Source organism: Sphingomonas sp. SphC10, assembly GCF_057004845.1.
In genome coordinates, this window is sequence record NZ_JBSLMQ010000002.1 from 219,804 (window position 1) to 241,406 (window position 21,603).

Sequence of the window (21,603 nt, forward strand, 5' to 3'; positions counted from 1 at the left end):
TCAGGTCCTCACAGCATGCAGCAGTTGCGCTTGCGCCAGAGCAGGTAGCCGAAGTCCTCGCCCTTGACGGGGAAGGCCCGGCCCGCGTCGGGCGGGAGCGTCGTCGCGCCGATCGGCGAGCAGGCATATTTGCCGCTCACCGTGGGCGTCGGGTTGGTCATCTGGATGCGGTATTGCGACTTCTTCAGGATCGGCATGACGTACTTGTTGCAGAGCGCCTTCGATCCAGCGGTGCCCCAGGCCAGCCCCTGCCGGTGCATCTTGAACAGGAGCCGCTCGGCCGCGAGGCGCGAGGACTGGACCGGCGAATTATGCGCCGCGATATTGCCGTTCATCGGGAACATCGAGCCGTTGCAGCCCGAGCACCAGAACATCGGGTCGATCGGCAGCTTCGCGCTCGCCGCGACGCAGTCGGCCGCACAGGCGGCGACCGCGATCGGATTGTTGAACAGCGCGACCTCGGGATTGATGAGCGTGGTCAGCACGTCGTCGTTCCAGAGCGGATCGATCTCGGTCATATAGGCGACGTCGAACGAGGCTTGCTCGAAACACAGGAAGTCGGTCAGGATCTCCATCCAGTAGAGCAGCGGGTAGACGTAATAATGCGCCTGCCAGTTGGCGCTGTTCTGGGTCGTACCGCCCGCGATCTTCGGCCCGGTATACTGGCCCTGCCCGATATCGAGCCCCGGATTGAGGCGAAGTCCGCCGAGATTCGGGAAGCACCACGGCTTGGTGGTCACATCGACGAGCCGCGCCGGTTCCCAGAAGCCGATCGAGATGCCGATGCGCGGGATCGGCGAACCGCACGCACAGACCGGCAGGCTTGGGTTCTTGGTATCGGGTCGGCTCCCCGGCCAGATGTGCGCGCCGCCCACCGACAGCGGGAACAGGCACGACCAGCAGACGTCGGTGATCGGGTTGACGAACTTGCCGGTGCAGTTGGCCGGGAGCGCGCTCGCCGGCGCCGGCAGCAGCGCGAACGCGGCGATCATGCCGAGCAGGGTGAGCAGGCGGCGGATCATGCGCCGGGCTCCTCGGAGAAAGCGATGACCAGGGGCACCATCCGGGCGCGGTCGCGTCCATCGAAGCTTATCGACTGATCGGCCAGCGCGCGCACCAGCGCACGGCGTTTGCCAACCGATATCGTCCGCCCGCTTTCGGCAAGGACGACATCGATTTCGTTTCCGATCGACGCGGCGGTCACCGGATCGGCACGGCCCCCGAGAAGCCTTCGTACGAGGGACTCGATCTCGCAATGCACGCGGGACAGGAACAGCAGCGCAGGGACGCTCGAGAGCAACGCCACGGTCGCGATCGATACGACCATCGACAAGGCGACGACGGGAAAGAACATCCAGGCCGGGAACAGCGCGAATATGGCGAGAACATATGTCCACCCGAAGCCGACTGCCGCGACACACAGAAGCGCGTAGCGCGCGATCAGGCTGATGCGCTCAGTCGTCATGCCCTGCCCTCCCCGTCCGGCTGCGCCGCGAGGCTTGCGTCAAGGAAAGCGTTATCGGCCCGGTTCTTGGCGATCACATACACCGGCACCAGCACGACCAGCGCCAGCACCAGTCCGGCAAGCGCGCCCCCTGCCCCGGCGCCGAGCACCGCGCGCAGCGGCTGCAACGCGCAGATGGCGATCGCCAGCCCGATCGCCGACCACAGGATCGCGAGCCGCATCGCCTTGAGGGCCGGCGTCTCGGGCGCGGCCATCGGCGTCCTGAGAATATCGAGCCACATCATGCGCCCGCTCCCGACATCTCGATCTCGCTGATCTTGAGCACCTGGCCCGCCGGTTCGACCACGGCGGGGACGCGCGCGATCCCGAAATGGCTGGTGAGCTTGCCCTGCTGGTCGAAGAAGAAGCGGCGCTTCTTCTCGCCCATGCGGTTGAACGGCGAGCCGGCGACGAAGATGATCTTGGCATTCTGCGCGGTCCACCGCTTCAGCGCCCAGTCGACCTGCGCATCGTCGCGGCCGTCGATAAACACGAGGTCGGTCTTCATCGCGACGAACGACAGCGGATTGACCCGCTGCCCGGCGCGCGCGACGAGCCGGCCCTTCTGGTCCTGGATGTCCTGATCGAGCACGATCGTCGGGTCGAACGTCCAGCTGCGGCTCTCGCGCACCGCGCCGATGCCGGCGACGGGGATCGGGTTGCGGACACGTTCCTCGGTTTTTTCACGCAGCGCCGTCTGCATGCGCTCGATGCCGCCATTGGCCTGCAGCGTCTTCAGCCGGGTATCGATCGTCGCCAGCAGATCCGGCTCGGCGATCGCCCAGGTCTGGCCCATCACGCCGTGATCCTTTGCGAGCGCGCCCTGCACGATCGGCCAGGACGACGAGGCGACCAGCGCCACGCCCAGGGTTCCGCCGAAAAGGCCCGCGCGCCGGATCACAGGATCGGCGTCCCGGTGCCGATGATCTGCTTCGCGCAGGCAAAGCCGATCTCGCCGTAGCGGCTGTCGAACCCGTCGGGGTGTGCGGTGCCGACATAATAGCAGCCCTCGGGAACGCGCCCGACCGGTCCCGGCGTCAGCACCTCGCCGAAGCGCGAGCGCGGCTTCATGTGCGCGACGCGGACGCCGTCGACATAGACCCATTTCCCGCGATGCTCGACCAGCGCCCCGGCCTCGCCGATCACGCGCTTGCCGAACGGTCCCGAATCCGGTCCGAAGTGGCGGCGCACCAGCTCGCCCTCGGGCGGCGCGAAGAACACATAGTCGCCCTTGGCGGGCACGCGGCCGCGCTGGATGAAGAACGCCCAGTTGGGGAGGCTCTCGCTCGCGTTTATCATGAAGGCGTGCGTCTCGCGCCACGCGGCGATCGAGTTGTAGCCGCCCCACACGATCCCGAGCAGCGCGACCGCGCTCCACTGGCGGACCCGCTTGACGATCAGCGCCTTGCGGGCCGCGCGGTCCCCGGCGACGTCAACCGCCGTGGGAGCCGCATGACCGACCCGCGCCAGCGCCTCAGTTGCCGCTGCCATCGACCCCTCCCGGCGCGGACTGGGTGACCGTCGCCTCGACCGGCGAGACCGGCGCAGGCCCGAACGGCGAAGCGGTCGGGACCGCCGCCCCTGGCGCGGCCGGCGCGACGTTCCCGGAGGCTTGGGGAAGCATCGCACCGACCGCGGGACCGGCCGGGGTGTTCGGCGCGGCCGCGGGGAGCGGCACGCGCGCGAAGACCGCGCGGCGGATCTGGTCGGTGATATCGGGGACGTTCTTCGAGAGGACCGCCTCGCCGACGAGGACGGTGGTGCCGCTCGCGCCGACCTTCTTCATCTCGTCGTCGAGCGCGGACATGAAGGCCTGGGTCTGCGCGGCCACCTGTTGGGGCTGGCCGTTACTGTGGCTCTGCGCCTGGACATATTCCGAGACGATGCCTTCGAGCCGGACGCTCGCCATCGGCACGGTCGCGGGCGGGGCAAGGAGATGCTTGGTCACCCACGCCCCCCAGAGCAGTACCGCGACCGCCAGCGCGACCGCGACATAGGCGATGACGGGCAGGCCCTGCGGCTTGCGGCGATCCACCTTGTCCGCGACCGGACGGCGCGGTGCCGCACCGGCAGCGTCATCACGGGGTGCCGGGGCCGGAGCGGACGGTTGCACCGCCGCGGACGCGACCTCGGGACGATCGAGAACATCAACCATGACGGGGGCCTTTCGTGGAAGTGATGATCGCGCCGAGCAGGCGCACGCGGGTCACGGCGACGATGCCGAACGCGACCAGCCACACGACGAACAGCTGGTCGCCGAACGCCGCGCGGCGTGCCTGGTCGGCCGCGACGAAGCGCGTGCCGAGGTTGGCGACCTGCGAGAAGAAGCCGAGCGCGGTGAAGTCGCCTAGCATCAGGAAGAACAGGATCGCGACGCCGAAGGTCGCGAGCAGCGTCATCGCCATCCAGCCCGACACCCGCAACAGGATGTAGCAGGCGTCGCCGATCGCGCGCGTGCCCGTGCGTTTCCAGTCGGTCGCGGTCGGCGTACGCCAGTCGCGCTCGTGCGTGAAGGCGTTCATTCCGCCGCCTCCACCCAGGGCTCGCCCGGAGGATTGTCGCGATATTCCTCGGGGAAGGCGACGCGTTCGATCGCCTCGTCCATCGAACAGCCGAGGTCGATCAGATGCTCGATATCGGCGAAGGTCTGCGGGCTGGAGGAATAGAGCGTCGCCGAATATTTATCGAGGACGAGCCGCCCGACCGCCATCGATTCCGGCCCCTTGATGAGGATGTCGGAATATTCCGCGCCGTTGCGCTTCAGCGAACGCAGCAGGCTTTCGGTGTAGGGGTCCATGTCGAAGCGGCCGTGCTTCTGGAAGTCCGAGATCGTGTCGGGCTTCTGCATCAGGATGACCGACCAGTCGGAGTTCTCCAGCGCCGCGAGGCTCCCTTCCGACTTGTAATAGTCGTTGAGGCTCTGCGTCGCGGTGATGAGCGAGGCGCCATATTTGCGGCAGGTTCGGCTGTAGGTCTCGACGAAATCGGCCATCGACCCACCGCGCAGCATCTGCCACGCCTCGTCGATCAGCAGCGCCTTGGGGATCTGGCGGTCCATCCGGCGCATCGTCTGCGACGACATGAACATGATCGCGGTCAGCACGACCGAGCGCAGTTCCTCGCGGCTCGACAGGTCCGAGAGTTCGAACACCGTTAGCGCGTTCGACATGTCCACCGACGCCTCACCGGTGAAGAAGCTGCCGTAGGTGCCCTTTCCCGAGAACGGGAACATCGCGATCGCGAGATCCGTCCCCTGCACAGAGCCGTCGGAGCCGAGCGCCTCGATCACGTCGTCGACGCACCCTCCCCTGCCCTTGGCCTCCCACACCTGGTTGACCGCACGATCGATCAGACCGCGCTCGGTGTCGTTGAGCTTGTCGATGTGACGGCCCATCTGCCCGATGATCGACTTGAGCATCGCCAGCGCGTCGACGAGATAATCCTCGTCCTGCGCCACCAGCGTCTCGTCGATCATCGAGAACGGATTGAGGCTGAACCCGTCGCGCAGGCGAAACTCGACGAAGTTGCCGCCCAGGCTCTTGGCCATATGCTCGAACGAGCGGCCGTCATCGATCACGATGATCTTGGCGCCCACGCCGGCGAACGCCGCGCACAGCTCCTGCAGCGCGACCGACTTGCCCGAGCCGGACTTGCCGAACACCGCGACATTGTGGTTGCCGGCCTTGTTCTCGAACGGCGACCAGAAGAAGGGCTGGCCGCGCCGCCCGATGAACATCAGGTGCGGCAGATGCCCGCCGAGATACTCGCCCTGGATCGGCAGCATATTCGCCGCGGTCGAGGTCAGCATCGTGCGCAGCCGCTTCATGCGCTTCAGGTCGCTGTCGAGCCCGTTGCCGAGCGTCATCGGCAGACACGACATGAACGCCATGATCTGGAGGAACCGCTCGTCGAGCAGGTCCCACCCGGCCGCCTTGTACATCGACTTGACGGTGCGCTCGTTAGCGTCCCCCTGCCCCTTCGGGCTGATGATGCCTACCGCATAATAGGCCTGCACCAGCTTCTTGCCGAGACGCAGCTCCTGGGTGACATGCTCCCATTCGCGGCTCTGGTCCTTCAGCTGCGGGAGCAGCCGCGCCGACTTCGAGTCCGCCAGGCTCGACGTACGCATGAACTTGTAACCGGCCTTAGACGAGGCGGCCTGTTCGTCCTGGTAGCACAGGCATAGCGACGTGAGAGTCGGGCACCCCGGGCGCAGCTTGTCGGAGAACATGTCGCCGATCAGCTTCTGCACGTCCCACGGCGCCCAGCGGTTCGGCAGGTTCCTGACCGAGAAGAAGCGATAGTCGAACGTGTCGGGCCGGATCTCCTGATACTGCGTCTCGCCCGACAGGTTCGTCACCGCGCGCAGCGGCTCGACCGATACCAGCAGGCGGTCGGCCTGGACGACGGTCTGGACGTCGCGCCGCACGCATTGGTCGGCGATCGGATCGAGTTCTGAATATTCCGAGACGTGGTCGGAGACGTCGAACGCCGGCGCGGTGATGTCGTCGATCAGCGCGATCAGATCGACCGGCTTCAGCCGGGTTGCCGGCATGTCGATCGACTGCAGCGTCGAGACGATGCTGTCGCGGACGCCGGTCAGCTCCTCCGGTGTCGCCTTCCCGCTACGGATCGAGACCGACAGGAAGATGCGATGGTTGCGGACGTGGAACGGTCCGTCCTTCGACATCGATACCCATGCGCCGTGACGCAGGAACGCCGACCGCCGCTCGGCGATCTTGCGATGGATGCCGCCCGCCTTGTAGCGCGGCAGCGCATATTGCGCGATCAGCGCGCCCACACGCGGGCTCTGGAATGCGAGCAGCTGGACCCGCGCGCTGGGCGGGACGCTCTCGGACAGCATCTGCGCGATGATCTCCCCGGTGCGCTCGTCCGCACCCATGAGCGGCGCGAGTTCCAGCGCGAACGCGATGCTGTCGGTCTGGTAGAACAGGTCGTGCCGCGCGTCGTAGCTGCGATACGGCAGCCACTGCGACAGCATCGGCGCGCCATGCGAGGGTGTTCCCTGGTCGGGTGCGCGCGTATCGCCGAGCAGGCGGGCTATGAAGCCGGTCTTCGCCATGACGATCAGTCCTCCACGCGCGGCGAGAAGGTCGCTGGGCGGTTACCCGGCGTGCTCGACGCGAGTTCGGGCGAAGCCGGCTTCTGCGTCGCGGCGATCGGCACACCCTTGCCAGCAGCCGCGTCGCGCGCCCTGGCCCGCGCGGCCGCGACCGCTGCCGCACTTGGTGCGCCGACCGCGCTCGCCGCACCTGCGGCCGCTGCCGGGGCGGCGACCTGCGCGACCTCGGCGGGCACCGGGGGAAGCGCGGCGATCGGCGCGCCGAGCTGCGAGAGGATCTCGGGGCTGACGTTGAGCGTCTGCGTCGCGGCAAGCGCCGAACCGTGGCCGTCGGTCGCCGCCAGCCACTGGCCGTTGTCGACCACCGCCTGCACGACCGCGGTCTCGTGGAAGCGCCCAGCCGCGTCGACATGCGAGGGGAACACGATCCGCAACACCTTCTGCGGCCCGACCCCCGCCGCCTGCGCCGGCACCGGCGTCGAGGCATAGGCGATCCGCTGCGTTCCCCCGCTGTTGCGCGCGGGTGCCTGGTACGGGCCTGCCGGATGATAGCCGCTGTCGCCGGTGATCTCGGCCAGCGCCTTGTCATCGATGACGGTCGCCGGCGAGCAGCTGCCGCCCTCGGGCGCGCCGCACGCGAACTTGCCCGAGATGTTGGTCCCCAGCGTGGTGCAGCTGGCGAGCAGTCCCAGGCTCGCGGTCGTCGCCAGCGCCGCAATACGCTTCGCGCGGGCGTGCGGGCGATAGTCGGAAACCGGGCAGGCCGGCAGGCGGATCACGGATCGGGTCACGACTTGGCTCCCTTCAACCATTCGACGAGCTGGGCCTTGGGCCTGAAACCCTCGATCACCGCCCCGTCGGAGCGGACGATGACGGGCGTCCCGTTGATGCCGTGCGCCTTGGCGAACGCCTCGTTCTCATCGAGACCGCTGGTGTCGCACTTCGGGCCTGCCGGGACCGGGTTCTGCGCATAGGCCGCGCGGACCGCCGCATGACGATCGCGGGCGCACAGCACCTGGTTGGCGATCTCGCGGCTTCCCAGCACCGAGATCGGGCGCTCGATGACGCGCACGTTCATCGTCTCGAGCGCCTGACTGAGCGCGCGGCAGTAGCCGCAGTGGAAATCGGAGAAGACGGTGACCGTCTGCGTGCCCGAACCCCACACGATCGCACCCTTGCTCGACAGCCGCGTCACATCGAGCGTGCGGGCGACGGCGGGCTGGGTCGTGACTCGCGCACCCGCCCGCGCCGCGCCGGCCTCGGGCGCATCGGGCGTGGCATTGGCCTTCGCCGCGCCGCCCACCAGCATATCGGGATTGAGCGCGAGCAGCTTGGCGGCGGTCAGATCCTGCCGCGTCTCCATGTCATAGACGCGGCCGATGACGAGATAGCGCGCCGACTTGTCGACGTAGAACAAGTTCGCACCCGCCACGACCTCGCACAGCCCGTCGACCTTGGAGCAGTCGATCGCATCGACCTTGGTCTTGGGAAGCCGCTTCTGCAGCGCGACCTGGACCTGCGCGCCGATCGGCGCTTCGGCCGAGCCGGTCAGCAGCATCGCCGCCCCCGCCATCGCGCCGATCATGATAGTATTTGCCATGTGACCGCCTCCTTCCGGGCTCAGTTCTGGATGAAGACGCCTTCGAGGAAGACGATCTCGACATCGATGCCGGTCGGCATCTCGATGATGGGCTGGTACTGTTCGGCGCGCTCGATCAGGTATTTGGAAACTGTTCGACCGCTCTCGTCGGCGCCGCCGCCCAAAGCGCGCAAACCGACGTTGCCGATGCTCGGGGTGCGATTGATCCCTCCTTTGCCGTCTGTCTCGAAGGTTGCGAGTGGCTGGTTGAAGGCAGTGTTCAGCGCATTGCCTGCACCACCTACAAGCCCGGCAAAGAAAGCTTGCATCGCCAAGGAGCCCTCGCGACTGACGACACGGCCGCGCACGCCGGTCTTGCCGGCGAAGCTGATGAAGCCCTTCACGTCCGACACCGCGAACCGGCCATTGGCCTGCGGACAGGTCATCCGCTGCAGCTTCACATAGACCTTCTCGGAAGAGAGATCGCCGCGCGCCGCGCCGTTGATGACGCAGCCTTCGATCCGCGTCGTGAGCAGCTTGCCGTTCTGGTAGACCGAGCGCGCCGGGCCGGTGATGCGCAGGATCACCGGCAGCGGATCGGTCTGCGACTGCACCCCCGCCGAGGCGTCGACGCCGACGATGACCTTCGCCTTCGCGATCGAGTTGGGCGGCAGGTAATTGGGGCTGTCGGTGTAGCTGGTCGTGCCACCCGAGATCCGAGTCGCGGTGCCCGAGGGGCCGCCCTCGAACGACACCAGCTTGATCGAGCGCGACTGCGACACCGCAGCCGCTGCCGCCTCGCCCGCCGTCATCGGCGCGCCGGGAGTGCGGTAATTGGGCTGGCCGGGGCCATACATCTGCGTCGGAGCCGGCGCGGCCGGCGCGGCGTTACGCTGCGCGATCTGCTGGCGAAGCTGGTCGTTCTCCTGCTGATAGGCGCTCATGACCCGCTGGCCATCGCTCGCCATCGACTGCTTCTCGCCCTGGAGCGCGGCGATCTGCGCCTGCAACTGCTCCATCTGCGCGCGCTGGCCGTCGACGCCCTTCAGCTGATTGTTGATCGACTGCATCTGCGCTTCGGATGCGGCCTGCCATTCACGCTGCGACATGTTCCGGTTGACCATGTCGTCGGTGGTGATCTTCACCTCCTTCCCGTCGGTGCCGACCGGCTTCAGCTTGGCATCGTCGCCCATGACGTACCAGGAGCCCAGCACCAGCGCGACGGCGCCACCACAGCCGAGGTAGAGCAGCTGCTTCTTGCGGACGGCATCGTTGCCGGCCATCAGCTCGCTGTCCCCGCCCTCCTCCGGCTCGGTATCGAGCTGCTTGGCACGGTTACGCTGGAAGATGTCCTTGAGGCTCATGGCCGCACTCCGTTGGCGAGGCCCGAAGGCGTGACGATATAGGCGGTGGTGGCTTCACCGGGCTTGAGGTTGGGGTTGGCGACCGAGACCGCGATCGCGTTCGACGGTGCGATCGTTCCCTCGCCCAGCGCGACCGGAACCTTGCCCCGGTTCTCGATCCTGAGCGTGCGGCCTGCGAGGCTGGCGCCGCGATACTCGGCGACCATCTGGACCTTGAGCGAGCCAATCATCACCGGGTCGGTGACCGCGGGCCTGACCTCGAACCCTTCGAGCGGCGCGGACTGGAACATCGCCTGGACCAGCGTGGCGGACGCCTCCTGCGGCGATGCCGCGACGGCCGCGACCTGCGTTTCCGCGGCGCCACCGATATCCTTATTCTCGACGAACACCTGCTGCGCGTCGTCACCGGCGAGGCGGCACGAGAATTTGTAGACATAGCCCTTCGACGTGGTGCCGAAGAACGACACGTTCGGCCGAGAATAGGCTTCCGGGACCGACACATAGATGTCGCCCCGGGTCGGTTCATTGACCACGGTGAAATCGTCGGTATCGACCCCGGTGGTCAGCTTCGAGACGCTGGCGAAGCGATCGTCCTTGAGGCTGACGCGGGTCAGCCCCGACTTCGACATCGTGCAGGCGACCTCGCTGTTGTCCTTCGCCAGCACATGCTCGTCGGCAAAGGCTGGCGCGGCGAGCACCATTCCGCCCGCGACGATCATCCCTGCCCCGATCAGGCGCGATAGCGAACACAGGCGCGATGCGAAGGCGGTCCCGCCCCCGATCAGCCCGACTGCGACCCAGGCGGTCATGCGTCGTCTCCGATGGTTGCCGCGGCGTCCTTGTCGGCCTTGGTGACCATCCCGAAGCCCTTGAGCTGGAGAGTCAGGCCGCGATACGCCCAGTAGAAGCGGAACGTCTTCGGCTCGGCGGTGACCGACTTCGAGCCGACGACGGTGTGCAGCGTGCCGGTCACTTCCGAGGTCAGTTTCTCGGTGTCGACCTTCATGCCGGCGAGCGTGAAATACTGGCTGATGCTCGATCCGCGCTGCTCGTTGAGGATCTTCATCAGGTCGCGCTTGAGCGAACCATGTGCTTCCGGCGTGGCGATCGCCAGGATCGAGTCCATCCAGTATTCGAGATTTTCGGGCGAGCGGTTGAGCGTCATCAGCGCGGTGTCGCGCGTGACCATCTCCAGATACTGCTCGCTGACCCCGCTCGACGAGAGCGTCAACGGGGAGCGGACGATCGGCTGCAGGACGATCTCCCGGTCACGGGTCGCGCCGACCAGGAACAGCAGCACCACGAGGCCCGCGAGGACCAGCGCGACGATGCCGAGCATGTTGCGCTGCTTGAGGACGCGCTGCGACTGCGCGAGACCGACAGAATAATCCATTTAGCCCACCATCACGCGAAGGTGGGAGGGCGGTGTCGCCTTCAGCCCGGTAAAACTCGACGGCAGGTGCCAGTAGGCCATGTGGAGAATCCACGACGTGGCCTTGCCGGCTTTGAGTTTCCGAAAACCCCACCAGCCGAGCAACGAGACCATCAGTCCGATCACGACGTGCTGCGACAGGATCCCCCAGATGAAGGGGATCGCCATCGCGAGGAACTCGTCCAGCGTCCAGAAGCCGATCAGCTCCGGGTCGTCGAGATGCGAAGGGATGGTGTACCGGTCCATAAGCTAAGCCGCCCTCCCAGCGGTTGATCCAGCCGACGCCTCAGATCGTCGCGGTGACGGTCGAGGTGACGATCGGGATACCCGTGCCCGCGCCGACGCCGACGGCGACGGGAACGGCCACCTGGCCCAGGCTGAAGCGGCCCGACGCCAGCGCGACGATGCCGCCCGCGAGGCTCATGACGGTGATGATCTTGCCGCCCGAGCCCTCGAGGAAGTCCGTGAACTTCGTCAGCGCGGTATTGAACGTCGTGTCGGCGCCGGCGAACGCCGCCGACGCGCCCAGGACCATCACCATCGCGATGATCGCCAGACCGAGAAGGACACCATTGATCTGGCCACCCTTCGGCATTGAAAGTGCAGACATGCTCTTTCCCCTTGGAAGACGAAGCACAAGCGCGTCGTCTCCCTAAGGATTTCGCAAGTATTGACCCTCGACAAGACGGAAAAAAATTACCGTATCGACTTTGACTGCGGGAAAGCCCGACTACGCATTTCCGCCAAAAAACTGACGCGATGGGTCTGCAGACAAACATAGAGCAGGTAATTTTTTTACCACCTGCGGAATTTTTTTACCGCCTTCGTTGCGAAACTGGAATGACCACCCCCGGTCGTGCGGCAATGATTGATTGCTCGAGAAACTATCAATCCAGATGGTATGCGCTCGCCCGCACTCGGGTTATCCGTTCCCCATGTCGAATGTGATCTACGCCTTCCGGGTCAGCGATGAGCTGTTCCGTCTCACAACAGAAGCGATCAGAACCCGGTCGCTGGCAACGCGACGGTTTGAGACCGTTTCCTCTACCGCCCTGTATGGACTGGAGAAATTCTTGGATATGCCGGATTTCGAGCTGATGCTCGAACGCGCCTCGACGATCGAGGACAATGGTGAAAACCGGGTCGGTTTCCGCATTCAGATCGATCAGAAGGCGCTTTTCCAGGCCGCGCGGGACAGGGCCACTACCGACCCCACCACCCCTGCCACAGCGCGTTTCCTGCTCACCGTGTCGATGCTGTGCGTCTTCGATTGTGCGATTCGTCGAGAAGTTCCGACTAACGCTAAAAAAAATATTGACAGCCTCTCGGGCTATAACCGTATATAGCGCCCAGAAGGGGGGTCGTCATGACTGACCAGAGGAATGCAGCAAGCCGACAGACCGAGACAGACTTCTACTATCCGCTTATCATCGAGCAGTGGAATCGCCGTGGCGTAACCAATGTCGAAATGGCCCGGAGACTCGGGAAAAGCGTCAGTCTCATCGGAAAGGTCAAATCCGGTCGCGCCAGCTTTACGGCCGCGATGCAGATAAGGGTCATGGAGATCCTGGAGATCGACCGGCAACGTGCGTTTCTTGCCGCAGTCTGGATGAAGACGCCCCTCGCCTATTTCGATGACAGCTTCGACAAGATCTACCTCGTCACGTGCCGCTTCGTCGAAGCTTCCTGCCCCCAGTTACTGTCGCTCGCCGAGCAGGTGAAAGGCGATGGGCTTGCTCCCGAAGCGATCGAGCGGGTTTTGCAATCCATCCTGATGAACATGCTCAATTCGGTTCCCCCGCCCCGGACCGGAGCAAACTGAACCAATTCCGGTGGTGAACTCCGTTCCCATCAAACGAGCTTTGGAGAGTGACACCTGTTTCGCTTAGAGGGCGATATGGACTCTCAGCCGAAACCCGCGCGGTCGACCCTATCGATGCGCCGCAAAAAAGAACGCGAGGATGCTGCGGGTTACAAGCGGTCCACCTACGCGCTCTCCCCTGCATCGCTGCGAGTCGCGGACGAGATCCAGCGTCGCTATCAACTTGGCTCCCGCGAGGCCGCTATCAACGCACTTCTCGAACTCATCGACCGCGATCTGTTCCTGTGGCACGACATCCTTGTGTCGGAACGGCGATAGAGGCTTCTGATGGATCTGCGCACCAGTCCGCCAGCCGACGAATCGGGTCATGCCATTGTCGATTTTCTCGACGAGCATCGACTGCCGCACAGCCCCGAGAATTACGGCTTCGCTCACACCTATTTCGAAGGTGCTGACGAGGCCCATTTCATGGCCGTCGCCAATCTGATCGACGGCGGTTATCGCCTCCGACAGGAAGACGTGCGAGCAATTTCGGCACCAGCGGATCTCCATGGCACCGCGACGACGATCGGTGAGCTTTCCACGGAGGTCATGCACATCATCGGGGCAACCGCCCAGGAAGCCAATGCCTTCGTCAAATCGCTCACGCTCACCGCGGCCGAACTGGTCTCGACAGACGGCAACATTCACAGCGCGGTCGCTCGGATGACTGCCCAGGCCGAGCGCGCCGAAGAGCGGTTGAAGCAGCTGAGCCTTCAGACGGCGCTAGTCCGCGAGCGCCTACGCTCGCTGGGCGTCGATACCGACATCGATCCTGCTACCTCGCTCCTCAACCGCATCGCGATCGACTCGGTGCTCACCGCCGCACTCGGGCGGGAAGGCCCTACCCTTCTTGCGCTGGTTGCGCTCGATCAGGTCACCTCGATCGGGGCGGCTCATGGGATCGGCGTCGTCGAGCGGGTCCTGCGCGCGCTGGGCCAGACATTGCGGGATCATTGCATGCCGCACCGGGTCGGCCGCTGGGAGGCAAAGCGGATCGCCATCGTGTTCGACAACTGCGACCCCGAAGCCGCCCGCGATATGCTGAACGCAGCCCGCAAGGCATTCTCGAGGCGAAAGCTGCAGCGCGTCGAGAATGAGACGCCGATCGGCGAGGTGACATGCTCGGCGGGTCTCGTACTCGCCCCCAACGCTGTCTCCGAGGATCTGATTGCAGACGCAGCCGATGCGCTGGCACGGGCTTCGAATGGCTTGGGCAACCGGGTTATTCTTGAGCAGCCAGCTGCGCGCCCATTCCCGTGATACGCCGCACGCGTCGGCACCGCAGCTATCGCGCGGGAAAATGCCTGTAAAAGGTCGAGATCGAGACGCCGATCGCGCGCGCGATCTCGCGCGACGACATCTCCGTCTTGAGCAGCTTGGTGGCCGCGTTCCGGCGCTCTTCGGTCATCATCGTCTTTCGCCCGCCGAACCGGCCCTTGCGCCGTGCGACGGCCAGCGCAGCAGTGGTCCGCTCGCGGACCAGCTCGCGTTCCATCTGGGCCATCGCCGCCAGGATGTTGAAGACGAGCCGCCCCGCCGTTCCCGAAGTGTCGATTCCATCGGTGATCGAACGCAGCCCGATCCCCTTCTCGTCGAGGTCGGCCGACAAATCGACCAGCCCCTTCATGGTGCGGCCGAGGCGGTCCAGCTTCCACACGACCAGCACGTCACCCGATCGCGCATAGGCAATCGCTTCGGCGAGGCCAGGACGATTCACTTTCGCGCCGCTGGCCTTGTCGGAATAGAGCCGCTCGCAGCCGGCTTGCTTCAATGCCTCGATCTGGGGCGTCAGATCCTGGTCGGCCGTCGACACCCGCGCATAACCGATCAACATGCAATTTTCCCGAAACTCATCGACAACGGCCCTGCCACTGAGTTACTAACGGAAATGGGTTTTGAGAAGTGCGCTTTGTTGACAACTTCCAACGGGATCGGCCGATCGCGGTCACGAGCGGCGGTATTCCCATGAGGGCGTCGCAAATCAGATGGTTCACAAGAATCTCTCCAGCGGCATTTTCCGCTCACGGGATGTCATCGAAACCACAGATCGACGGTGCCGATACCGGGTTCACCCTCCTTGAATGGGGGGGGCAGAGGACAGCTATCTGTGGTTTCGATGACATCCGCCGACGGCCTGTGTCGGATGAGCGACCCATGTCCGCAACCTTGATCAAACCGTTTGTGGTTTCGATGACATCATCCGGCTTTCCGCGCTATCGACGGGAACGTGCGGCAAATGGCTAAGGCTGTCGTCAAACGAATATCGTCTAGTGGTAAACGGGCTTCAGAGGTCAGCCAAAAGGGCTTGGCAGAAGCACCCCACACGCCAGTCCAGGGTGATTTGTTTTCACTGGATAGTCCCCTTCGCGGCGGTGTTCGTGGCGAGCGCTCCCTCATGGCGTATCCATTTTTCGCATTGAGTAAGAACGCCTGGAAGACCCAATTACGATACACTGCCAACAATGTGACGATCGAAGTAAATCCCGGGCATCGGGGCGTAGCAACAATCTATGACAAAGAGGTCCTACTCTACATCGCCAGCCTTATGGCCAGCCGTCTAGAGGAAGGAGGAGCCGTAGGTCAGGATTTCCAATTCACGGGCCATGACCTGTTCAGAGTCACTGGCACGCCCGTATCAGCCAAAGCATATAATCGATTGTTCGAGTCACTCGAGCGCTTGCAGAGTACTCAGATCAAGACCGACATCGAGACCGGTGGTGAGGGAGTCGCAGGCTTTTTCTCGTGGGTCGAAAATGTCCAACTGAAATACTCTAAATCAAAGGACGGGACTCGCCGCCTGAAGGCCGTCAGAGTTCGCCTTTGCGATTGGCTACATCGGGCCATCATGAAGGACCGGGACATATTGAAGTATGCACCGGCCTACTTCCAGCTAAGTCCCGTCAATCGTCGCCTCTATGAGGTAGCGTCTGCATCATGCATTGACGGCCCTGTATCACTAACGCTCGGCGATCTACGGCTACAGACTGGATATCAAAGCCCCTGCCGGAGCTTTAAGCGCCTTCTGAAAGACGCGGCCGAGCAGAATGCCATACCGGGATTTACATTGTACGTCGAGGAACAACCAGGCGCTCGGATGCCCGTTGCCGATGATCGGATCACCATAGTGCCGGTCCCGATCAGCCAACGCGAATCAGATGCCGCGTAGGCGAATCATCGACGGCCAGCGAAGATCCCCACACAGAGTTTAGAACCGGATCTGAGGAAGGTTGTCATTGAAACCTCAGGTTTTCAGACCTCGATGTCACCGAAACCACAGATATTTCGGCTTTGATGTCATCGAAACCACAAACCTTCGCAGTTTCCGGCGCTCTGAAAATATCGCAGGGTATGTTCACCGATTTCTAATGATCGGCGAGATTAGGATAGCGACCGTGACCACATAAACGAATGCCCGGCACGAAGGCCGGGCACCCTGGAACCGATAGGTGGCAGCGTCTGCAAACGCTGACCGGTCTCCCACAAGACCCTCCATCTAGCCGATCCCGATCCCCGGTTCAAGGGAGCGCGCTTCGCGCCACGCACGAGTTTTGCCTGCTGACGGTCCCTCCATCCGAGGGGACGAACGATGACCTACACCCAGACGGCTTTCACCGGCCGCACCGGCGCACGGCCGATTACGGCGCTCACGCGCGAGCTGACGCGACGGATAAAAGTCGTGGATGACACTGACATCGAGGTGTCCAAGCGCGATGCCCGTAACGTCGTGAAGGCCTTGCGCGGCGCGATCGGCGTCAGTCCCGGCGCGATCGAGACGCTGATGGACCTCATCCAGCTGACGTGGGAAGCCGATTGGACCGAAGGTCGGTTGCTCATCGTGTGGCCGAGCAACCAGCACCTCGCCGACACCGCCCGCAAATCGGTAGCCTGCATCAAGGCGCGGCTGCGTGAATTGCGTGAAGCGGGCCTCCTTCTTGCGCGTGACAGCGCGCATGGCCGCAGGAGCGGCTACAGGGATCGCGACGGCGCAATCGTGGAAGCCTATGGCCTCGACCTGTCACCTGTCCGTCTGCGCTACGCCGAACTGAAGGAGGCTGGTGACCGGCTCAACGCGCTCCATGCGCTCTTCAAGACCGGCAAGAAGGAGATCGCGCGCGTCCGCCGCCTCGTCGGTCAGGCACTGGCGCAAGCGGCCGAGATGAAGCTCGCCGGGCCGCACTGGATGCGGTTGCAGGAAACGATCGACGCGATCGCCTTCACCGCGGGACAGGCGAAGGCGATGGGCGACAGCGATGGCTATCAGGGCGCGCTCGACCGTCTCGACACTCTTGAGGATCAGGTTGGCGAGACCGTCGATCGGTTCATGTTTCCACCAGAAAATAACCCCTCGGGGTCATCTGACGATCCCTTCATACATATACAAACCATTCCCCCTGAAGATTCCGTACATGCTGTTCGCGATTGTAGTTCCGACCCGGACCCGGAGCAGCCCAAACAGGCCGTGCTCCCTGCCTCGCCGTCGAACAGCCGGTTCAAGGTGAAGCCTTCGGATTTGAAGGAAATGTTCCCGACCGCGGCAATGTACCTCCCCTCCCCCTCGCCGGGGTGGGCCGACATTCACCACGCTGCCTCGCGGCTGCGGCACGATCTCGGTATCCGCACCGGGACCTGGGTCGAGGCGCTTGACGAGCTGGGCCGCGACGGCGCGGCGGTTGCGGTCATGATCACGGCCGAACGGTACAGCCGCGACGAGATCCGGCTGACGCCGGGGGCGTATTTCGCAGGGATGATCGCTCGCGCAAAACGCGGCGAGCTCGATCTGCCCAGGAGCCTGTGGGGGTTCAGGACCGAGCGGATGGCAGCGCATTGATGCAGGACCGGTCGCCACCCTGCCCGCCGGCGCTGACCTCGACCGATGTTGGAGCGCGACCGGGTTCATCGTTATGGTGGAGTTTGCACACTTCAACCGTGACGAAGAGGAGTTCCCGATGACCGAGGACAGATTACTGATCGAAGAGCTGGCTGCAAAGGGCGGCCAACCGGATTTTTTGCGCACCATCGCCGAGAACGTGCTGCAGCTGATCATGGAGGCCGACGTTGATGGCCTGATCGGCGCGGGTCGCCACGAACGCAGCAGCGAGCGCGCGACCTGGCGCAACGGCTATCGCGACCGTTCGCTGGATACCCGGGTAGGCACGCTGAACCTGAAAATCCCCAAGCTGCGTGCTGGGTCCACAAACGGCAAGACCAAGCGGCAAGGTTGGACGCGCCGCTTCGCGTCGCGATGCTCCCGAGGGGAGCAAGCGTTTACCGTTGCGCTGAAATTGCCGCCTTTGTGCCCGGTGCAGCCGTTTTTGGTGCGTCATCGCGACCGTAGCGCCATGCTGAGCACCAACTTGCGATTGAAAACGCAGCCCACCTGGTAACTAATGCGCGATTCAGCGGTTAATGGACCGTCAGCATCTTGCTGCTAGGTGGTCGGCATGCCCCAAGCGACACTTCAGGCCTGGCTTTCACTCTATGCCGCGGTCGGCGTCATGGTGGCGCTGTGCGCTGTCCTCGCGATGATAAAGACCGCCTACGATTATCGTCTGGGAACTAGGAAACTCCCAACTGCGACCGTCCTCGATAAGGTACTCGTTGCACCCCGGTTGTGGATACGTTGGCAGATCAACTATCTGCTCGGCGCGCCGGCGATCCTCGGAATTGCGATCTATTACGCGCACTACCTCGGGTTCGATACTCTTGTAGATGTGTAAGCGAGTAACTGGACCCCCCTGCCCCGGAATTCCTGTCGACCCACTGCCAAACCGGCGGTCTGAATCGATGCTGTCCTGAACGATCCGGTGCTCCACCCTCGAGTGATCGCTGCGACATAGTCCATCGTCTCGCGAAACGGCGGAATACGGCGCATCGATCGAACGCGTCCTGGACCTGCATTGTACGCGGCCAAGGCTAGATCGACCCGCTTGAACTCATCCAGATGCGCGCGGAGGTATCTGGCCCCTCCCCTCAGGTTCGACAACGGATCTCTCGAATTGAAAACCCCAAGTCCACGCGCTGTACCGGGCATCAATTGGGTAAGGCCAACGGCGCCCTTCGGTGATACGATCAATGGGTCATAGCGGCTTTCCTGGGCCACCAGTGCATCGAAAAGCCCGACTGGCACACCAGCTTCGCACGCCACGGCCTGGATCAAGGGGTAATATTGAGCCCGCCGAGCTTCGAGCCAGCCTGGAAAATCGCCGCGTGGACGGTAGGGTGTGATTGAGCAAGCCTGTGGGGTGTAGAGATAACTTGCGATATCGGACATCGCTGCCCGGCCAGCTCCCCCCGAAACCTGGCCAGTCTGCATCCAAAGGGGCACCGATATATGCGACGTGCTTATTGCCTCCTCTTGGGGTTCCATTACGGGGCTGCCGAATGATCTGAAGTCATTGCCTAAAACGGCTTCCATGCTTGGTACTGGCGGCGTTCCGTCTGTTGGCATACCCCGCATTCTCGGGCCCACATCGATGACGGCTTCAACTGCCTGCCCATCAAATGTCATTACCTCGGCCTGCTTAGCTGCCGATGTTTGCGCCCATAGCAGTGCCATAACACTACCCACTACGCATAAGCTCGAGTTCGATCGCGTGTTCATCGATCATTGAACATCATGTTTCGATCAACCGCACAACGTGGAAAAAAATTCCACTATCTCCCAGTGCTTGATCCAGACTAGGTCAGGCAAACCCCCGTGGGTAGCAGCTAGCTCACAGATATCTGCTGGTTGGGTATCAGCTAGCTATCACATAGGTAGCGGTTGCCAAACTGCTAGAGAGCGGCTAGCTATCCAGTCGTTCGAACTATCACAGGATCGGTCATGGCTGCTGTCGTAGCATTCGTCTCACAAAAAGGCGGTGTAGGAAAAAGCACCTTGGCAAGAGCCCTTGCTCGCGAGGCGGCGGCAGGCGAACTGCGGGTTAAAATCGCCGATCTCGATACTCAACAGGGCACTTCGGTCGATTGGCACCGAGCACGCCTTGGCATCTCCATCGAGCCGATTGTGTCGGTTGAGGCATTCAAAACCGCGTCTCAGGCCCTGGCCGCTGCAGACGGCTTCGATCTGCTTATCATCGACGGCCCCGCTCGGACCAGCAAAGCTACACTTGAAATTGCACGGTCATCGTCACTCGTGGTTCAACCCACCGGCGCATCCTTGGACGATCTCAGGCCTGCCGTCCGCGAATACCATGCCCTTGTTAAGGAGGGTATCCCGACTGGACGGCTCGTTTTTGCGCTCAACCGCATTGGAACTTCGGCTGAAGAAAATGACGCGCGGGCGTATTTGACCGAAGCGGGGTATAATGTCCTCGACGGTTCGATCGTGGAACGACCAGCATACCGGCAAGCGCAGAACCAAGGCCTGTCAATTACCGAAACCAAATTCTCCGGCCTTAACCAGCGTGCTGATACTCTGATCCAATCCCTAATCGACAAAGTAGCGGGGTGAATGATGGCCGATATCTCGAAGCTAAAGAAGGCTACTCGTTTGGGTTCACCCCCACCAATCAGTGAGGCGAGCCAGAATTTGGATGCACCCGAAGTAGCCCCCGCCCCTCCGGCTGCACCGCTGATAACCGCAACCCGCATTGATGCCCGCAGTTCGCGCAAGACTAACCGCACTCAACAATTTGCGACTAGGGTCACACCCGAATGGGACAATCGAATCCGCGAAATAGCTCAACGTGAGGGTCTGCTTCTTACAGAAGTGCTCGAGAAGGCACTCGACGCTTATGAGAAACTGCTAGCTCAAAGGTAGCTAGCCGCTAGATACCAGCCATCTCAACGCTAGATAGCGGAGGTCTAACTGCTAACACGGGGATCTTCCGCTAGCTGCTAGCCAGCAGCTACTGAGTCACCTAGGAAGGGAGAGAAGGGGGTCAGAGGCAGCGAGAAAGGATCGGTCATGCCCCTCGTTGCGCTGAAACCCACCCAGACCATCGTGGACATCGTCGGCGCCCTCGGCGGCACCTGGCACGGCTACAACGCCATGTGCCGTTGCCCGGCCCACGCCGACAGCGATCCCAGCCTCTCGATCCGGCAGGGCCATGACGGCATCCTCGTTCACTGCTTCGCCGGCTGCACCGCCGAGGACGTGCTCCGCGAGATCGCGCGCATCAGACCCGGACGCACCTACGACCCACCCGCTGAACAGCGCACCGGCAGACCCGCCAACATCGAACGGCTGTGGAACGAGGGGTTGCCGATCGCCGGAACGCCCGCGGAAGCCTATCTCCGCTTTCGCGGCATCACCGGCGCCTTCGACGACCTGAGCTACCACCCGCGCTGTCCGTGGGGACCGAAACCGCATACCCGGTTCCTCCCGGCGCTGCTGATCGCGGCGCGGGAGGGGCGCACGCTGCGCTCGATTCAGCGCATCTTCCTCGACCTCGCGCATGGCGGCTATCTCGACAAGGCGACGCTCGGCACGCCGGGAGGTGCGACCTGGCAGGGCATGCGCGTCACCGACACATTGGCGCTTGGTGAGGGGTTCGAGACCTCGGCCGCCTTCACCCAGATCCACGGCATCCCGTGCTGGGCGACGCTCGGCGCGGCGCGGCTCGACCGTGTCCACATCCCCGATAGCGTCACCACGCTGATCTTCGCCGAGGACAATGACTTCGAGGGCCGACGCGCACGACGCAAGGCGTGGGCCGCCTATCGGCCGCGCGGGCTGACGCTGAAGCGGATGCCGCCACCCTCACGTTATGGCGACTGGGCCGACGTCGTGAAACCCGGAGCCTGAGAGGGAAGGGGGGTCGGGGTCGTGAGCT

Annotated in this window: 27 protein-coding genes and 1 pseudogene; 11 read left to right on the forward strand and 17 right to left on the reverse strand. The window is 63.6% G+C overall.

The genetic code is table 11. From position 1 onward, the window contains the following. Window positions 1–8: 8 nt before the first annotated feature. Genes traU through ACWKSV_RS18870 form a run of 15 tightly spaced genes read right to left on the reverse strand, consistent with a single transcriptional unit; the run spans window position 9 to window position 11,503 of the window. The gene (traU, locus tag ACWKSV_RS18800; protein WP_066282719.1) at window positions 9–1,022 is read right to left on the reverse strand and encodes a conjugal transfer pilus assembly protein TraU; all 1,014 of its coding nucleotides are present in this window, start codon (window positions 1,020–1,022) and stop codon (window positions 9–11) included. Continuing rightward, window positions 1,019–1,465: a hypothetical protein gene (locus ACWKSV_RS18805; protein ID WP_007406338.1), complete on the reverse strand. Its 447-nt coding sequence runs from the start codon at window positions 1,463–1,465 to the stop codon at window positions 1,019–1,021. Before ACWKSV_RS18805 ends, traU begins: the two co-directional genes overlap by 4 nt. Next, window positions 1,462–1,749, reverse strand: a complete 288-nt coding sequence (locus ACWKSV_RS18810; RefSeq protein ID WP_007406328.1) for a hypothetical protein — start codon at window positions 1,747–1,749, stop codon at window positions 1,462–1,464. Before ACWKSV_RS18810 ends, ACWKSV_RS18805 begins: the two co-directional genes overlap by 4 nt. Beyond that, the gene (traW, locus tag ACWKSV_RS18815) at window positions 1,746–2,405 is read right to left on the reverse strand and encodes a type-F conjugative transfer system protein TraW (protein ID WP_024310619.1); all 660 of its coding nucleotides are present in this window, start codon (window positions 2,403–2,405) and stop codon (window positions 1,746–1,748) included. Before traW ends, ACWKSV_RS18810 begins: the two co-directional genes overlap by 4 nt. Further along, entirely contained in the window at window positions 2,402–2,995 is a 594-nt protein-coding gene (locus ACWKSV_RS18820; RefSeq protein WP_024310620.1) for a S26 family signal peptidase, read from the reverse strand. The genes traW and ACWKSV_RS18820 overlap by 4 nt, the downstream gene beginning before the upstream one ends. Beyond that, window positions 2,979–3,659: a TrbI F-type domain-containing protein gene (locus ACWKSV_RS18825; protein ID WP_024310621.1), complete on the reverse strand. Its 681-nt coding sequence runs from the start codon at window positions 3,657–3,659 to the stop codon at window positions 2,979–2,981. Before ACWKSV_RS18825 ends, ACWKSV_RS18820 begins: the two co-directional genes overlap by 17 nt. Then, window positions 3,652–4,026: a hypothetical protein gene (locus ACWKSV_RS18830; RefSeq protein WP_024310622.1), complete on the reverse strand. Its 375-nt coding sequence runs from the start codon at window positions 4,024–4,026 to the stop codon at window positions 3,652–3,654. Before ACWKSV_RS18830 ends, ACWKSV_RS18825 begins: the two co-directional genes overlap by 8 nt. Further along, window positions 4,023–6,587 carry a type IV secretion system protein TraC gene (traC, locus tag ACWKSV_RS18835; RefSeq protein ID WP_007406319.1) on the reverse strand — a complete coding sequence of 855 codons (2,565 nt, stop codon included), beginning with the start codon at window positions 6,585–6,587 and terminating at the stop codon, window positions 4,023–4,025. Before traC ends, ACWKSV_RS18830 begins: the two co-directional genes overlap by 4 nt. 5 nt (window positions 6,588–6,592) lie before the next feature. After that, window positions 6,593–7,378, reverse strand: a complete 786-nt coding sequence (locus ACWKSV_RS18840) for a conjugation transfer protein (protein ID WP_010409254.1) — start codon at window positions 7,376–7,378, stop codon at window positions 6,593–6,595. Continuing rightward, window positions 7,375–8,187 carry a DsbC family protein gene (locus ACWKSV_RS18845; protein WP_066282721.1) on the reverse strand — a complete coding sequence of 271 codons (813 nt, stop codon included), beginning with the start codon at window positions 8,185–8,187 and terminating at the stop codon, window positions 7,375–7,377. The genes ACWKSV_RS18840 and ACWKSV_RS18845 overlap by 4 nt, the downstream gene beginning before the upstream one ends. Window positions 8,188–8,207: 20 nt before the next feature. Beyond that, entirely contained in the window at window positions 8,208–9,530 is a 1,323-nt protein-coding gene (locus ACWKSV_RS18850) for a TraB/VirB10 family protein (protein WP_007406327.1), read from the reverse strand. Next, window positions 9,527–10,339, reverse strand: coding sequence for a type-F conjugative transfer system secretin TraK (locus tag ACWKSV_RS18855; RefSeq protein ID WP_066282723.1), 813 nt, complete (start codon window positions 10,337–10,339; stop codon window positions 9,527–9,529). Before ACWKSV_RS18855 ends, ACWKSV_RS18850 begins: the two co-directional genes overlap by 4 nt. Beyond that, the gene (locus ACWKSV_RS18860) at window positions 10,336–10,923 is read right to left on the reverse strand and encodes a type IV conjugative transfer system protein TraE (protein ID WP_064312054.1); all 588 of its coding nucleotides are present in this window, start codon (window positions 10,921–10,923) and stop codon (window positions 10,336–10,338) included. Before ACWKSV_RS18860 ends, ACWKSV_RS18855 begins: the two co-directional genes overlap by 4 nt. Beyond that, the gene (gene traL, locus ACWKSV_RS18865; RefSeq protein WP_007406330.1) at window positions 10,924–11,208 is read right to left on the reverse strand and encodes a type IV conjugative transfer system protein TraL; all 285 of its coding nucleotides are present in this window, start codon (window positions 11,206–11,208) and stop codon (window positions 10,924–10,926) included. Between the two features lie 40 nt (window positions 11,209–11,248). Next, complete coding sequence (locus ACWKSV_RS18870) at window positions 11,249–11,503, reverse strand: hypothetical protein (RefSeq protein WP_371262956.1); 255 nt, start codon at window positions 11,501–11,503, stop codon at window positions 11,249–11,251. Between the two features lie 394 nt (window positions 11,504–11,897). Between ACWKSV_RS18870 and ACWKSV_RS18875 the strand changes: the two genes are divergently transcribed. The 4 genes from ACWKSV_RS18875 to ACWKSV_RS18890 all read left to right on the forward strand — a co-directional run bounded on the left by ACWKSV_RS18875 (window position 11,898) and on the right by ACWKSV_RS18890 (window position 14,086). Further along, the gene (locus tag ACWKSV_RS18875; RefSeq protein WP_066282732.1) at window positions 11,898–12,308 is read left to right on the forward strand and encodes a hypothetical protein; all 411 of its coding nucleotides are present in this window, start codon (window positions 11,898–11,900) and stop codon (window positions 12,306–12,308) included. Window positions 12,309–12,328: 20 nt separating this feature from the next. Further along, window positions 12,329–12,784, forward strand: a complete 456-nt coding sequence (locus tag ACWKSV_RS18880) for a helix-turn-helix domain-containing protein (protein WP_066282733.1) — start codon at window positions 12,329–12,331, stop codon at window positions 12,782–12,784. 114 nt (window positions 12,785–12,898) lie between these two features. Continuing rightward, the gene (locus ACWKSV_RS18885) at window positions 12,899–13,102 is read left to right on the forward strand and encodes a hypothetical protein (RefSeq protein ID WP_010409268.1); all 204 of its coding nucleotides are present in this window, start codon (window positions 12,899–12,901) and stop codon (window positions 13,100–13,102) included. A gap of 9 nt (window positions 13,103–13,111) precedes the next feature. After that, window positions 13,112–14,086: a GGDEF domain-containing protein gene (locus tag ACWKSV_RS18890; protein WP_066674854.1), complete on the forward strand. Its 975-nt coding sequence runs from the start codon at window positions 13,112–13,114 to the stop codon at window positions 14,084–14,086. Window positions 14,087–14,111: 25 nt separating this feature from the next. Here the strand turns inward: ACWKSV_RS18890 and ACWKSV_RS18895 are convergent, their stop codons facing one another. Next, complete coding sequence (locus tag ACWKSV_RS18895; RefSeq protein WP_024310630.1) at window positions 14,112–14,660, reverse strand: recombinase family protein; 549 nt, start codon at window positions 14,658–14,660, stop codon at window positions 14,112–14,114. Window positions 14,661–15,062: 402 nt separating this feature from the next. On the opposite strand from ACWKSV_RS18895, the gene ACWKSV_RS18900 reads away from it, so the two are divergent. The 4 genes and pseudogenes from ACWKSV_RS18900 (at window position 15,063) to ACWKSV_RS18915 (ending at window position 18,543) form a co-directional block, all read left to right on the forward strand. Beyond that, window positions 15,063–15,992, forward strand: coding sequence for a replication initiator protein A (locus tag ACWKSV_RS18900; RefSeq protein ID WP_082740985.1), 930 nt, complete (start codon window positions 15,063–15,065; stop codon window positions 15,990–15,992). Between the two features lie 420 nt (window positions 15,993–16,412). Continuing rightward, window positions 16,413–17,654 (forward strand): plasmid replication protein RepC, encoded by a 1,242-nt coding sequence (gene repC / locus ACWKSV_RS18905; protein ID WP_066489840.1) that lies wholly within the window; start codon window positions 16,413–16,415, stop codon window positions 17,652–17,654. 118 nt (window positions 17,655–17,772) lie between these two features. Further along, window positions 17,773–18,018, forward strand: a pseudogene (locus ACWKSV_RS18910) (transposase); the annotation flags it as partial. A gap of 249 nt (window positions 18,019–18,267) precedes the next feature. After that, window positions 18,268–18,543: a hypothetical protein gene (locus ACWKSV_RS18915; RefSeq protein WP_010408871.1), complete on the forward strand. Its 276-nt coding sequence runs from the start codon at window positions 18,268–18,270 to the stop codon at window positions 18,541–18,543. Here ACWKSV_RS18915 and ACWKSV_RS18920 read toward each other — a convergent pair. Further along, window positions 18,510–19,427 (reverse strand): lytic transglycosylase domain-containing protein, encoded by a 918-nt coding sequence (locus ACWKSV_RS18920; protein ID WP_353682128.1) that lies wholly within the window; start codon window positions 19,425–19,427, stop codon window positions 18,510–18,512. The genes ACWKSV_RS18915 and ACWKSV_RS18920 overlap by 34 nt on opposite strands. A gap of 222 nt (window positions 19,428–19,649) precedes the next feature. Between ACWKSV_RS18920 and ACWKSV_RS18925 the strand changes: the two genes are divergently transcribed. The 3 genes from ACWKSV_RS18925 (at window position 19,650) to ACWKSV_RS18935 (ending at window position 21,575) form a co-directional block, all read left to right on the forward strand. Next, the gene (locus ACWKSV_RS18925; protein WP_029623217.1) at window positions 19,650–20,279 is read left to right on the forward strand and encodes a nucleotide-binding protein; all 630 of its coding nucleotides are present in this window, start codon (window positions 19,650–19,652) and stop codon (window positions 20,277–20,279) included. A gap of 3 nt (window positions 20,280–20,282) precedes the next feature. Continuing rightward, complete coding sequence (locus tag ACWKSV_RS18930; RefSeq protein ID WP_081873265.1) at window positions 20,283–20,588, forward strand: hypothetical protein; 306 nt, start codon at window positions 20,283–20,285, stop codon at window positions 20,586–20,588. Window positions 20,589–20,735: 147 nt separating this feature from the next. Further along, a complete protein-coding gene (locus ACWKSV_RS18935) occupies window positions 20,736–21,575 on the forward strand; it encodes a DUF7146 domain-containing protein (RefSeq protein ID WP_010408880.1) in 840 nt (279 codons plus the stop codon). Window positions 21,576–21,603 lie beyond the last annotated feature (28 nt).